The sequence below is a fragment of the Psychrobacter sp. TB20-MNA-CIBAN-0197 genome (assembly GCF_040309765.1).
GTDB lineage: Bacteria > Pseudomonadota > Gammaproteobacteria > Pseudomonadales > Moraxellaceae > Psychrobacter > Psychrobacter submarinus.
The window spans coordinates 1-14,202 of the sequence record NZ_JBEOPC010000017.1; the positions used below are offsets into that span (position 1 = coordinate 1).

The window sequence follows — 14,202 nt, forward strand, 5'->3', positions numbered from 1 at the left end:
ATCTGCAATTTTCACTTAGACTAGAACTATTTTAGCGATCAGCAGTGCGCATTTGTGAATGTTCAACACGCCCTAATAATAATCACTATAGACTATGAGCTACTATTTTTCCACCAGCGTCAGCAGACAGACGACACTTTGGATGCTTCATTAGGCGCTTTAAAACGCTTTTTTCTTTATATTGCATGATAGATGCTCGCTACTATAGCGTAATGTGCTGGCGGGGATAAGCGCAAATAGGTGTCAGTCAATAATATACAACAGTGCGCAAAACTTAAGAAAGCTAGCCTATCCTGCCAAGTCATTCATATTGACGATAGGTAGCATCACTGCCATAACGATGATCATTACGATAATGCCCATAAACACCAGCATCAGCGGCTCAAGTAGCGATAATAAAGTGCTGATAAAATTTGTGGCTTCCGCTTCTTGCATGTTGGCGGCGCGGCTCAGCATATTTTCAAGCTCGCCTGAGTTCTCCCCGCTCTTAATCATCTGTACCATCATTGGCGGAAAGTACGAGGAGCGCTCAAGCTGACTTGAGAGACTCGCGCCTTCGGTGACTCGGTCGGCCGCGGTCATAATAGTTTGCTGAATATGCAAGTTCGTCGCCACCGCCGCGCCGATGTGCAGCGCCTCAATCAAAGGCACGCCAGAGCGTACCAATATTGCAAGGGTGCTTGCAAAACGAGCGGCATTCAGGCCCTTAGATAGTCTTGCCAATATCGGTAGCTTGAGTACCAAACTATCGATAGCCAGCTTACCGGCCTGCGTCTGCGCGAAGCGGTACAGGACAAACCCAGCCGCCACTAAGACAAGTAATATCAGCCACCACCAGTCGGTAATGATATTCGATAGCGTCAGCACCACTTGCGTAATCCAAGGCAGCGCTTGCTCGGATTGCTCAAACACTTTGACAATTTTGGGTACCACAAAGCTCATCAGCCCCATGATGACCGCCGCTGCCATGACCATCAATATAATGGGATAGACCATAGCGCCTTGAATCTTCTTTTGTAGCGCAAAGCGGTTTTCGGTGTAGTCGGCGAGCTGATTGAGGATGATATCCAGATGACCGGATTTTTCGCCGGCAGCGATGGTGGCGATATACAGTGGCGGAAAGCTGGCCGCTTGCTGCAAAGCACGTGCAAGGCTCAAGCCTTCTAACACATGCGAGCGCACTGCTAGCATTAAGGACTTGATATGGGTTTTAGGAGATTGTTTGGCGACAGCCGCTAGTGTTTCTTCTAGCGGAATACCGGCCGCTAATAGCACCGACAGCTGACGTGTCAGTAGCGCAAGCTCATAAGCAGACGGTTTTTTATAGCGGTTTTTGTGTTTATCTTGTCTGTTATTGACTGCGCTGACCTCTACCGGCGTCCAGCGCTTATCACGCAGCTGCTGGCGTATCTGCCGCGCAGAATCACCCTCTAACAGGCCTTTTTGCATCGCTCCTTGATCATCAAAAGCTTTGTAATGATAAGCGGCCATAACAGCAAGGATCCTAAATGAGCGAATAAGGGAGAAGTAGCACGATAATAGCGCAAACCAAACAGCTTTAAAGATGCAGCTTATAAAGCGGCTTTCGCTTTTAAACCTACTAAAGCGCTAGAGTCTCGGTTAAGAATAAGAGCAATGAAAAAGAGGAACGGCTAGAACAAAGGCGTCGAATCTTGGCTCTCAGGCATCATTCCTTGTAGCAATAATACCTCTAAGTGCTGCTGTTGTAGCTTTTTATCGAAGTCATTGACCTCAGCAATCAGCATCTTTTCGATGCGTTTGTCGCTGGCATAAACGCTTAAACGTGCACAAATCACCGCCAATTGATAAACGCGCTTTTTGCAGTAGCCGTCTAGACCTTGTAGCAAACGTACCATATAAGGCGTCTCGAGACTGGCATAGTCATAGCCCTCAACCACTTGCTCGCCAAGCGGAGCGACACCATAGCTTATCGATAGGTGCGCGCAAAAATAGCAGCTGAATAAATAACCAATGACGTGACCGATATAATAGCCACGATCATAGGTGAAGCTACTGACGCCAAAATGACCTAAGACATAGCTATTAAGGCTACCTTGATCAACGATGGGCTTGCCATGTTTGAGCTTGCCGATAGTAGGCAGGCGCAGTGGATTGTGTCCGTCCTGCGCGGTGAGCTGCCAACCTGCCGGCTGCTGCGCGGGCATGTTGCTGACGATATCAGCGATAATATCATCAACCACATGTAGCTGTTGCCAAAGACGCTCTATAGACTCCACCTCAAGCAAACCGCGCTTATCGAGCTGCTTGGCGAGCGTAAACTGCTGATATTCAGCGAACTGCGTCTTTAGGGTTTGTACTAAATAAGTGGGACGCACGTTCGCCGGCGCTAGATAAAGCAGGCGCGTAAGCTCATGTTGGTCACGGTAAAGTGCTAGGCGCTGCTCTGCCACACTGCCTTGTGTATCAGGCGCGGCAACATTTTGATCTATAGCTACCGGAACTAAAAACCGCTGTACTAGCTCAGCTTTATTAGGCGCTGCCGTAGAGGATGATGGCTTGCGATACACGCTATCTTTGTTTGTCTGCTCATCACTCGTTGTAGCCTTGTCATTACTTATAGCGTGGTCACTACTATCATGAGCGGCAGGTGCAAGCGTGACAAAGTGTTGCTCAGAATTTGGTTGGGTCATAACATATCTTCGCTAACAAAAATAAATATCGTTTCGGCAATATCGTTTTGGGATTGATACTCTAAAACGAGTCACTGTCTATAGTACCTGATCCCACTGCCATTGTCAGCTGCCCTAACAGCAGATAGCGCGCTGTTTATATATCGTAAGACAACAGCGCTACTCGTAGTATAGGACATTACGCTAAAGGAATTTATATCAGTAGCGCTAGGTTGCACCTAAGTATTGGTTGTCTTTAGGGCGACCTATGAACCAAAAAAAACCCTAAGATTATAAAGTTAATCCTAGAGCTTATCAGGTTTAAATGACTAAATTTATAATGTCAGAGCACTATGACATTGCGTCACTAAAACATCAAGGCTTGCTTTGCTTACACCGCTATCCTTCTTTGATACTGCTGGCGATAGGCTTTAGGTGACATGCCATAAACGCGTTTGAAAGCTTGGCTAAACGTAGAGTCTGACGCATAACCGACCAGCTCACTGATACGGCTAATACTGTTTTGCTGTAAGCGTAAGTAGCGTGATGCTAAGCGTAGACGATAGTCAATTAAGTAAGTCAAAGGCGGCATACCGACTACCTCTTTGAAGCGCTGCGCGAAACTCGAGCGCGACATGCCGGCCACTTCAGCAAGCTTATGAATCGTCCAGTTTTCATTGGGCTTATAATGCATAGCGGCTATCGCTTTAGCTAAATAGGGGTCTTTTAGCGCTCTTAGCCAATTATCAGTGGTCTCAGGCAAGCTCTCTATATAAGTGCGCAGACACTCAATCATCATAATACCGGCCCAGTGATTAATAACGGCCATCTTACCCATGCGCTCTTTTTCAGACTCTAAAGTGAGTAGTTTGACCTCGATATCTAACACCCCAAACCTAGCATCTGAGGCATCACTAAGCTCAGGTAAAATCGAGGGCAACACCGATAATAAAGGCCGAGTCATCTCTTTATCATATTGGCACTCGATTAAAATCAAAGACACATTGTTATCATCAGCTGAATTAAGCTCGATAATACTATCTGCCTCATTAACCAATCTAGCATCCAAAGATTTTGCTTCATTACCATGATAGTTTAGAGCATAGCTAATATGCTGAGCCGCATTAGATATCATAATAATATCACCAGCGTGAGCTTGGCGCACTTCGCTACCAACATCCAGACAAAATCCGCCAGATAGGACCAAATAAAACAAGATGGTATCTTTTTTATCGATTGCATAAGACCAGTTACCAGCGCCATTTATGCGATGATATTTGGTTTCAAACAAATTCACGTTTTGTAATAACACGCTTAGGGTATCCATCGATTTTTCCTTCAACAATCCAATGACTAATTAGTCAGCGATAGCAAAATAAACCACCTATCTATTAGCAAACAAGTCAAATCGTTCAACTTGGACTCTAAATAAGAATATACATACGCTAAACACATCTTACACTTAAACAATACCATTATTTTTGGCTTCTACGAAGTATATAAAAATCGTGATAAAAGTCTAATTATAATCGCAAGTGTTTAGCGAGCAGCTAAAAAGCGCAAAAATACAAAACCCAGACGCAAAAAAATGCCCAACAAGGCGAGCATTAATAGATTTTATACGATTTAGGGTTTAAACATTTGGAAGTTTGAGCTAAAGAAAAGACAGGATTAGGCTTTGTCAGCGGCACAGTAGTGCGCGATAAGGTTTACTAAAAGTAGTAAGAAGGAGATATATAGAAAAAATATGGGGCGACTGATGGGACTCGAACCCACGACAACCGAGATCACAACCCGGGGCTCTACCAACTGAGCTACAACCGCCATAACTACTGCCAAGGAAGGCAAGGTTTGCAGGCTAAATGGCGCGCCTGGCAGGATTCGAACCTGCGACCACCTCCTTAGAAGGGAGATGCTCTATCCAGCTGAGCTACAGGCGCTCTTAAGGGCTCTTTATCTATTTGGCTAAGCTATTATTTAAATATTAACAACTAAACCATTATACATAAAAAAAAGCCTGTAAGGCTCTTAAAATAGATGGTCGGAGTGATAGGATTCGAACCTACGACCCTCTGGTCCCAAACCAGATGCGCTACCAAACTGCGCCACACTCCGAAATTCTCTATTGTCTCGCTAGCGTAAACGATTAAATAATTATTAGCTATCAGATAAACTGCGCTTTTAATTACGTCGCGTTCCTCGCTATCGAGGTGCACATATTAAGGGGTAAACACGATACTGTCAACACCTATTTTTAAATAATTTTATTTGGCACCACTTTAGAGACAAAATCAGGATCTCTTAAGCGTTTTATCCAGCCCGCTCTTTACTATCTTCACCGCTGTATACAGGCTCTAGTATTTGACCCGTCAAGACGTTAAATGGCATGAGCCAAAGCGTTCCCTCTGTAGGCTTAGTGCTACAAGTGCTGTTTTGAGCGCGGTTTGCCATACTGTTATCTGCGTTAGTAGTAGGGCCAAAACGTGCGTCCCGCTGACGATGTAGCGCGATCGGCCGCGATCGGCCATCAGTCACAGGATAGACCAGCCAAACTTGCTCGGCTTGATAGGCCTGCGCGTAGCTACTGAGCTGATAAGCATCACTTGCGCTGATGTCACCCGCTTTAGCTAACAGCTTCCATTTGATATCTATGACATGACTACAATAACGAGTAGCGCCCCTCTCATTGCTACTGCTACCTTGCTCTGGTGCCTGCCGATAAATCAATAAATCAGGACGCATAGACAGCTGCGCTTGTCCTAAATGATCTTTGAGCCAGACGTGCTGAGCTTGATAAAGAGGCAGATAATGATCTTGGCGTTGAGCGAAATGATTAGCAATCCTTAGGCTCGCCCACTGCTCGAAGGCTAGGTTCATGTTGAGTAATAGACACAGGCGTATTGGTGCTGAATGACTAAGGTCTGACTGGTGACCACTTTTTTGATGACTGCTGATAATATTACCCGTAGGCATCGTTGCCGCTTGAGTCTTAAGTAGCCAATAAGCAAAAGCTAGCAGCTGCTGAGATGCTTGGCGTTGCTGCCTACCAACGGGTTGCTGGCTGAGCTGCTGCATGGCACTGATATATAGTGAGTCGAGCTGCTGATACTCGTGCGGACTAAGAGCCATGATACTGCGCCACGCTAGCCAGTACTTGGGCAGTAGCGGAGCTGTCAAGAGGGGCTCAACAAGCTGCAAGGCGCTTTTGATCAGCCGATTACTAAGCATTTGCGTGCTGAGCGTACTGACCTCGTTGACAAACTTATGCGGCTGATGGCTATTGTCTCGTAGCTGCTCTTTGATACGCAGTTTGCCTTGCAAAGACGCTTGGTTCTCAACCGTCGTTTGATAGTGCTGACTTGGCTGATGACGGCTGAGTAGCTGCAAAAACTGCTCTAGTAGCCACTGCGATATAGGAACACCTGCTATGGGTAGTGGCGTCAAATTGGCGCTAGCTTGACCGAAGTTTTTGAGCGCTGGTAGCTGATCATCGTTGGCATTAATTAAAGTACTTAGCATCTGCTCAACCCACTGGCGAGTTTGTACTATATTGTCAAAATGCGCGTGCTCAAAATGCGAATCACTCTCCAAGGGTGAGGTTTTGGACTTCTCGCTAACGGTATGAGCGAGCGTTTTTGGTAGTATCTCTAAAGTGATATGACTGGGCAGCAGGATAACGCCTATATAATGGCCGACTTTAAGCTGCCATTGACCACGCTGACGCTTAATACTAAATACTGGCAGCTCTTGCGCCATCAGCCAGTTAAAGTCACTGGCATGAGTAAAATCATGTACGGTTAAGCGTTGATGCTCGTGCACGCTCATCACGACTTGTGCTGCGCCATCTGTGTTTGTTTTGGATGCCATCGTTTATTCTTTAAATAGGATTGCCATGTAGCTTCAATATAAGCGCTGATATGCTGCCGCTTGAACAAACTTACCCGTACCAGCTAGCAAATCAGCATTGATAACATAACCGCTATGGCCCATATTGGATGAGGCAAAAATACCGTTAGACGCTAAGACATGAGAATGAGCGGCGACATCGTTGTCAGCCTTTGCATCCTGAGCGACTGCGTGCTGACTACTCATCTGCGCATCTTGAATAAACTGCGCGGCCACAGGCTGCCCCTCATCACAAAATAAAAACTGTAGCATCTTTAGCTGTCCGCCAGTAGCTTGCACTAATTGCGGAATGATCTGCTCTACTAGCGCCGCTTGCAGCTGCGCTAGCGTATTAACAGTGAATAAAAACGCATGACCTAACTGGGCTTCTTGCCCAAGCGTCTGTGTGATTCGGCTGTTGATTCCAGCCAATAACTGCCCTAAATCCACCGCCTCCTCATCAACGCAAATCGTCGCGAGCAGTTCAGGCTGCGGCGGACAATCAATAAAGCGAAAACGTCGGCGTAGTGCCATGTCGAGCGGAGCTAACGAATGGTCTTGGGTATTCATCGTGGCATAGATATCGACATTGGCCGGAACGCTAAAGGAGCGCCCAGAATACGCAAGCGTCACAGACATGGCATTAGGCGTGCCCACACGTTTGTCCGGCTCAATCAAACTTAACAGCTCACCGAACACGCGAGCGACATTGGCGCGATTGATCTCATCAATCAGCATAGCGTAACGCTGCTCAGGATCATGAGCTGCGCGCTGACACAGCTGTAAGAACGCGCCGTCTTGCACCTCGTAGCTGACTTGTCCTGAGCGATGAGCGCCGAGCACCGGACGAATGCCTTCAACAAACTCCTCATAACCATAAGCCTGATGAAAGCTCACCATACTAAAACGCTCGTTACGTATGGGTTGAGCGCTGCTAGTTTGCTTAGCTTGACGATACTCCGTTAGCTGCTGCTGTAAGCCCTCTAGCAGTGTCAGACTATCGGCTAATAGATACCAAGCACCGCTCTCATCTTTATCAAAATAAGCTTGGCTGGCGCGCTTATCACAGCTGACCGTTTGTGAATCGACTGGACTATGCGTCTGCAGTACCGACCAGACGGTGTTATTAAGGTTTTTTAGGCGCTCATTTTGCGCCGCTTTGGTAACAAAAAACTCATGCGCCACGATTTCTGGTACTTTCACTAAGTCTTTTTGCCGCGTTTTTTTGTCTAATAAAATTAGGCAGACCACTTCGCGCCAGCTCAATTCACTGACCAGCTGCGTTAGCCACATCTGGTGGTCAATGGTAGGCAAACAGTCGCTGTACTGCTTGGCGATTTGTAGCAGTCGATACGTTTTGCCCGTACCAGCAACGCCGCTATAGATGACGTTGACGGGGTTTTGATTAGCAGATAAAGTTTCGGTGGGGCTCATAGATCTCATAACGTCACTGTATATTACTGTATTTTGAGGGCGTGGTAGTTTATGCTAATAGACAAAACGATAAGTCGCTCAATGCTATCATATGCCGCTTATCGCTCATTGCAATATGACTTTTAAATGGTGTCACCCTAGGAATATTATATGTCAGGATTATTCAATAACTTACCCCGTAAATTAACCAAAAAAGTCACCGAAAAGGTTCCCAGTCAGTTGCCTGAAAAGGTCGCCGAAGCTATCAATACGGTCACGGACAAAGAAGAGCAAACCAACGCACCAACCAGTACCTTAAAGCCTGTGAATAATCAATTCTCCAAGCTATTATCAGTCACTAAATATCTGCCTAGTGGCGCGCGCTCTACGATTTTATCCAAAGCCTTTGGTAAAGTGGTGCCTTATGTTGGAACGACTGGCGTTTATTACGAAACTGTTGAGCCCAACCAAGTCATCGTCAGCTTAAAAAACGACAAAGGCGTGCAGAACCATATCGGCTCTATCCATGCGGTCGCCGTGACGTTACTGGCTGAAACGGCCACAGGATTTATTTTGGGTCTTAACTTGCCAACAGATCGGATGCTACTGATAAAATCCTACTCGGTCAATTTTTATCGCCCGCTCAAAAAAGGCCAAGTCGCGGCAGTCGCGACTTTATCTGACGAGCAGCGTCTGAAGATTCTAAATACGCCAAAAGGTGAGATGGTCATCCCTTGCGTCATCAATGATCGAGAATCTGAAAGCACCCGCGACCCTATCACCGTTGAGATGACTTGGGCTTGGATACCCAAATCTGAGCTAGAAGCGCGTCGTCAAGGCCGCGAATCATCCGCGCAAGAGTCAGAAACCAATAACGCCAATAACACTGATAACACTAATAACTCCGACAATACTGATAACGCTGAGCAAAACTCTATAGATAAAGAACAGACGGATACTTAGCTCAAAAGCTAGCATTAGAGTTGTTGGTCAATACATTAATGAGCAATCACAATAATCATTGATAACGTTAGTTAGCATTGCCTAAAACTAAGAATATCTAAAACTAAACCTGCAATAATAAGGATAAAATAATGATGACTTATCATAAATCACTTGCCGCAAAACTTGGCAAAACCTTACCTACCGCAGCACTAGCTCTAGGCTTAGCTTTTAGTGCGCAGGCGGCTACTACAACTAACCCGACCTTAACCCAATCCAAACCGATATTTTTGGGCGGCGGCGGTGAGTATCCGTTCTCAAGTGCCGTTCGCGTCGGCGACACTTTATATATGTCAGGACAGATTGGCTTTAAAGACGGTAAGTTGGTCGAAGGCGGTGTCAAAGCAGAAGCCAAGCAAGCGCTAGATAATATCAATGGCACGCTACTGCAGTACGGCTATCAAAAGTCGGACTTGGTCAAATGTATGGTCATGCTCACGGACATGGGCGACTTTAATGACTTTAATGACGTCTACAAAACCGAGCTGGCTAAGCCTTATCCAGTACGCTCTGCTTTTGGCGTAGCAGACTTAGCGGCTGGAGCAAGTGTTGAGATCGAATGTATGGCTGCTAAATAATATAACGCAGTCTCATGCTTGATTTAAGTTTAAGCGTCCTCTAGCAGGGCGCTTTCTTTGGTCACCCGCAGTACCTCCTCCAAAGTGGTGCGTCCCGCGATGACTTTATGCAAGCCATCAGCGCGAATCGATGGCGTCTGCGCGCGCGCGTAGCTTTCAAGCTCAAACTCGGCGCTATTACTATGAATCATCCGCCGCAAGGTCTCGTCGATAGGCACAACCTCATAAATAGCGGTACGTCCTTTAAAGCCGGATTGATTGCACTTATCACAGCCGACAGGTTTTGGCAGCTTAATCTGGCTTTGATTGTCGATAGCGATCTCGCTAAATAGCTTGGCCTCCTCGGTATCAGCAACTTGCCAACGATGACAGTGACTACATAGCGTACGCACCAAGCGCTGCGCCACCACGCCGATCAGTGAGGATGATAATAAAAACGGCTCCACGCCCATATCTTGCAGACGCGTAACCGCACCAATGGCCGTGTTAGTATGCAAAGTCGATAGCACTAAGTGACCCGTCAAAGAAGCTTGCACCGCAATCTCAGCAGTCTCAAGATCTCGAATCTCCCCTACCATTACCACATCTGGATCTTGACGTAGCATCGCGCGCAGGCTTTTGGCAAAGGTCATATCGACCTTATTATTGACCTGCGTCTGCCCGATACCATCGAGCTGAAACTCAATCGGATCCTCAGCGGTCAAGATATTGCGCGTCTGATCGTTAAGATCAGTCAACGCGGCATAAAGGGTGGTGGTTTTACCCGAACCTGTCGGGCCAGTCACTAAGATAATACCGTGCGGCCGATGAATCAGATGTGCAAGCTGATGGTAGTCGTTATCAGCGAGCCCTAAGTAAGTCATGTTAAGACGCCCCGCTTGCTTATCGAGCAGACGCATCACCACCCGCTCGCCAAAGCTTGAGGGCAGCGTCGATACCCTGACATCCACCTCGCGGCCTGCTAGTCTCAAACTAATACGCCCATCCTGCGGTACGCGCTTTTCAGCGATATCAAGCTTGGCCATTACTTTAATACGCGAGACTAATAAGGGCGCCAGTTGCCGCTTGGGGGTGATAATCTCTTTGAGCTCGCCATCAACGCGAAAACGCACCACTAAGCGCTTCTCAAAAGTCTCGATATGGATATCTGAAGCATTCAAGCGGATTGCTTCAGATAACAGCGCATTGATGAGCCGAATAATAGGCGCATCATCTTGGCTATCCATCAAGTCTTCAGTCTCAGGCACACTATCTGCCAAACTATCGAGATCGGGGTGATCCTCAAGGCCGGCGGCAATGTGCTGCGACTCACCAGTATTGCCTGCATAAGCGGCGTTCATGCGTTTTTCGAACTCATCAGCACTAACGCTGCTGTACTCAGGCGCCGCGCGTAGCCCTTGCTGCTGCAAAAACCGCACTGCTTCATTGATAGCCGATAACGGCGTCGCTTTAGTCAGCAACAGCGTCGGCGGCATATCAGAATCAATGGCAGGTATCGCTAATAACTGATGGCGCTTAGCAAAGCTGTACGGCAATGGCATCATAATGTTGACCTAATAACGAGAGAGTCCAAAAACGGGATAATAAATTAGCTTAAGCATAGCTGATACATCAAAAAAAGCTTACGCGTCATGCACGTCAACCGTTATTTTATAGCGCTAAAGATAGCGTCGAAAGTTTTTTAGTAAGCTTCTATGATTTTGTTGTTATAATAACACTTTTGCTACTTTTGAGCGCTTAGATAATAGCTAGACTGTACTACTGATTCACTATGTTATGTTGATAATGTTTAGCTTATTTGGCTCAATTCAATACTGAAATAGCTCTTTTTTAATCGTTGTTTCAGCATCTGTATCCTTCACACCATCCTCATGAATAAGCTATCAGGACTTATGATATGTCACAAGCGATAACGACAGCTAATGACCACAGCGCTGCAACTGTAGACCAGCTAGATACTTTCACCGTAGGTAGTCGGACATTTTCATCGAGGCTGCTGGTCGGTACGGGCAAATATAAAGATCTAACCCAAACAGGTAAAGCAATTACTGCCTCTGAGGCTGAGATTGTCACTGTCGCTATTCGCCGCACCAATATCGGCCAAAATAGCGATGAGCCTAATCTACTAGAAGTCATCTCGCCAGATAAATATACCATACTACCCAATACTGCTGGTTGTTTCGATGCCGATAGCGCGGTACGCACTTGTAAGTTGGCCCGTGAGCTATTAGGCGGTCACAACCTTGTCAAGCTGGAAGTACTCGGTGATGAAAAAAGCCTCTATCCTAATGTCACTGAGACTCTAAAGGCGGCTAAAGTGCTCATCGATGATGGGTTTGAGGTCATGGTCTACACCTCAGATGATCCTATCGTCGCTCAGGAATTAGAGAGTATGGGCTGCGTTGCTATTATGCCTTTAGGAAGCCTTATCGGCTCAGGTCTTGGCCTGCTCAATCGCCACACTCTGAGCTTAATTATTGAAAATGCCAACGTGCCAGTCTTAGTTGATGCAGGCGTAGGTACTGCCTCCGATGCCGCTATAGCGATGGAGCTTGGCTGTGATGGGGTGCTGATGAACTCAGCGATTGCTCATGCACAAAACCCAGTCTTGATGGCTGAGGCTATGAAGCAAGCGGTTCGTGCTGGCCGCGCCGCCTTCTTAGCGGGGCGTATGCCAATGCGCAAAGTGGCGACTGCTAGCTCGCCGCAAACTGGTTATTTCTTTCAGTAGTCATTAGAATCAGCTAAGCTTTGCTTTATATTATTTTTAGTGAATATTAGGGCGTGTTGAACATTCGACCATGGCACTGACAGAGACTATTTTTTAGGCGATTTGCAGATAACAATAGTAAGTTTAGTTGTTCTAAGCGTCTATTTTTATCAATAAAGCGGCAAAAAATAGTCCTGTCCCTGTTGTTGTCGTAAGGGCTGATGCTAAAATCGCCCTAGTCGTTGCGACTGTTTAAATAAAATCAGCTAGCCAATGCAATAAGCATTACCTGCAATTTTAACGACGACTAGAACACAGCTTTGATAAACTAGTAGCTATCAGCAGTGCGCATTTGTGAATGTTCAACACGCCCTAATTGAATTAGTTATACTACCTCTCTATTGCCCTACTGCCATAAAAGGATTTAGCATGCGACTAATGACAGCCGTTGATCAGCTTTTTTTACTCCTTGAGTCTCGTAAGCAGCCCATGCATGTGGGCGGCTTATTTTTATTTGAATTGCCAGAAGAAGAACAAGGAAAAGATAGCGAATTTGTTTATCAGCTCGTCCAACAATTGCAAAACTCTGAAGTGCCGCCAAGCTTTCCATTTAATCAAGTATTAGAAAACTTGCTATTTTGGAAGACAGATGATCAGTTCGATGTTGAGCATCATTTTCGCCATGTAGCGCTGCCTAATCCTGGCCGCGTACGTGAGCTGTTGATGTACATCTCTAAAGAGCATAGCCGCCTATTAGATCGAGCGATGCCGCTATGGGAGTGTCACGTCATCGAAGGTATTTTGCCAGAAGCTGAAGGGATGCCTGAGCGTTTCGCTTTATATTTCAAAATCCACCACTCTTTAGTCGATGGTATTGCCGCTATGCGCTTGGTACAAAAGGCTTTGTCACAATCACCCAATGAGCCGGTGACGCTACCTATCTGGTCACTCATCACCCGTCATGGCAAAAAAGCTGAAAACCTACTTCCCACTGCCCGCTCCGCTTCGCGTATCATTAAAGAGCAGCTATCGACTATCAAGCCGGTATTTACAGAACTTATCGATAACTTTAAACACAACGGCAAGCCCGATTATGTCGGTACCTTTGATGCGCCGATGAGTGTGCTCAATCAGCGTATCTCAGCCTCACGTCGTATCGCTGCGCAGTCCTATGATTTACAGCGTTTTCATACTATTGCCGATGCCTTTGGTGTCAATCAAAACGATGTGGTACTCGCGGTTTGTGCCGGCGCTATCCGTCGCTATCTACTCACTATGGAGGCGCTACCGAACAAGCCTTTGATTGCGTTTGTTCCTATGTCTCTACGTAAAGATGAGAGCGCCTCTGGTAATCAAGTCTCCTTTTTGATGGCTAATTTGGGGACACATCTTGAAGACCCCATTAAGCGGATGCAATTGATTCATGACAGTATGAATAGTGGTAAGCGCCGCTTTCGCCGCATGAACAAGGCGCAAGTTATTAACTATAGCGCCATCGCTTACGCTTGGGAGGGTCTCAACGTTCTAACGGGAATATTCCCCAAAAAACAAGCGTTTAACCTGATTATCTCTAACGTACCCGGCTCAAAAGAGCCGCTATACTGGAATGGCGCGCCGCTAAAAGCACTATATCCAGCCTCCATTTTGGTCGATGGCCAAGCGATGAATATTACTTTGGCGACTTACTTAGATAAGATTGAGTTTTGTATCACCGCGTGCAGTAAGCTGCTACCCCGCGTACAGGATATTTTACTGCTTATGGAAGAGGAGCTGAGCTTGCTTGAGAATATCTGCGAAGAGAAGCGCTTAGGCGTTCGCTACTAATTTGACGCCATCAATTCGTTAGTCATTGAGGCTAATGCTTTATCTTGAATCAATAAAAAAGCTGATCTCTATGAGGTCAGCTTTTTGCTAATAGTTTTTACTATTGGTTTTACCGCTTTGCATCAGTTATTTAAACCTA

At 46.3% G+C, this 14,202-nt stretch carries 10 protein-coding genes and 3 tRNA genes; 4 read left to right on the top strand and 9 right to left on the bottom strand.

Features of this window, described 5'->3' with window-relative positions:
- Positions 1-288: 288 nt before the first annotated feature.
- The 8 genes from gspF to AAEY83_RS06900 form a co-directional block, all read right to left on the bottom strand.
- The gene (gspF, locus tag AAEY83_RS06865) at positions 289-1,491 is read right to left on the bottom strand and encodes a type II secretion system inner membrane protein GspF (protein WP_025645099.1); all 1,203 of its coding nucleotides are present in this window, start codon (positions 1,489-1,491) and stop codon (positions 289-291) included.
- Positions 1,492-1,652: 161 nt separating this feature from the next.
- Positions 1,653-2,672, bottom strand: coding sequence for a hypothetical protein (locus tag AAEY83_RS06870; protein WP_025645096.1), 1,020 nt, complete (start codon positions 2,670-2,672; stop codon positions 1,653-1,655).
- A 370-nt stretch (positions 2,673-3,042) separates the two neighbouring features.
- Positions 3,043-3,978: an AraC family transcriptional regulator gene (locus AAEY83_RS06875; protein ID WP_025645094.1), complete on the bottom strand. Its 936-nt coding sequence runs from the start codon at positions 3,976-3,978 to the stop codon at positions 3,043-3,045.
- A 421-nt stretch (positions 3,979-4,399) separates the two neighbouring features.
- Positions 4,400-4,475, bottom strand: a tRNA-His gene (locus tag AAEY83_RS06880).
- 39 nt (positions 4,476-4,514) lie between these two features.
- Positions 4,515-4,591 (bottom strand) — tRNA-Arg (locus tag AAEY83_RS06885).
- 98 nt (positions 4,592-4,689) lie between these two features.
- Positions 4,690-4,766, bottom strand: a tRNA-Pro gene (locus tag AAEY83_RS06890).
- A 195-nt stretch (positions 4,767-4,961) separates the two neighbouring features.
- On the bottom strand, positions 4,962-6,518 hold the full coding sequence (locus AAEY83_RS06895) for an McrC family protein (RefSeq protein ID WP_025645093.1): 1,557 nt from the start codon (positions 6,516-6,518) through the stop codon (positions 4,962-4,964).
- A 33-nt stretch (positions 6,519-6,551) separates the two neighbouring features.
- Positions 6,552-7,970, bottom strand: coding sequence for an McrB family protein (locus tag AAEY83_RS06900; protein WP_025645091.1), 1,419 nt, complete (start codon positions 7,968-7,970; stop codon positions 6,552-6,554).
- 150 nt (positions 7,971-8,120) lie between these two features.
- On the opposite strand from AAEY83_RS06900, the gene AAEY83_RS06905 reads away from it, so the two are divergent.
- Both AAEY83_RS06905 and AAEY83_RS06910 read left to right on the top strand, forming a co-directional pair.
- A complete protein-coding gene (locus tag AAEY83_RS06905) occupies positions 8,121-8,912 on the top strand; it encodes a DUF4442 domain-containing protein (protein WP_025645089.1) in 792 nt (263 codons plus the stop codon).
- 131 nt (positions 8,913-9,043) lie between these two features.
- Positions 9,044-9,529 carry a RidA family protein gene (locus tag AAEY83_RS06910; RefSeq protein ID WP_025645087.1) on the top strand — a complete coding sequence of 162 codons (486 nt, stop codon included), beginning with the start codon at positions 9,044-9,046 and terminating at the stop codon, positions 9,527-9,529.
- Between the two features lie 29 nt (positions 9,530-9,558).
- On the opposite strand, the gene gspE is transcribed toward AAEY83_RS06910, so the two are convergent.
- Positions 9,559-11,073 (bottom strand): type II secretion system ATPase GspE, encoded by a 1,515-nt coding sequence (gspE, locus tag AAEY83_RS06915; protein WP_037058926.1) that lies wholly within the window; start codon positions 11,071-11,073, stop codon positions 9,559-9,561.
- A 353-nt stretch (positions 11,074-11,426) separates the two neighbouring features.
- On the opposite strand from gspE, the gene AAEY83_RS06920 reads away from it, so the two are divergent.
- Positions 11,427-12,260 carry a thiazole synthase gene (locus tag AAEY83_RS06920; RefSeq protein WP_025645083.1) on the top strand — a complete coding sequence of 278 codons (834 nt, stop codon included), beginning with the start codon at positions 11,427-11,429 and terminating at the stop codon, positions 12,258-12,260.
- 408 nt (positions 12,261-12,668) lie between these two features.
- Positions 12,669-14,063: a WS/DGAT/MGAT family O-acyltransferase gene (locus AAEY83_RS06925; RefSeq protein ID WP_025645081.1), complete on the top strand. Its 1,395-nt coding sequence runs from the start codon at positions 12,669-12,671 to the stop codon at positions 14,061-14,063.
- Positions 14,064-14,202: the final 139 nt, after the last annotated feature.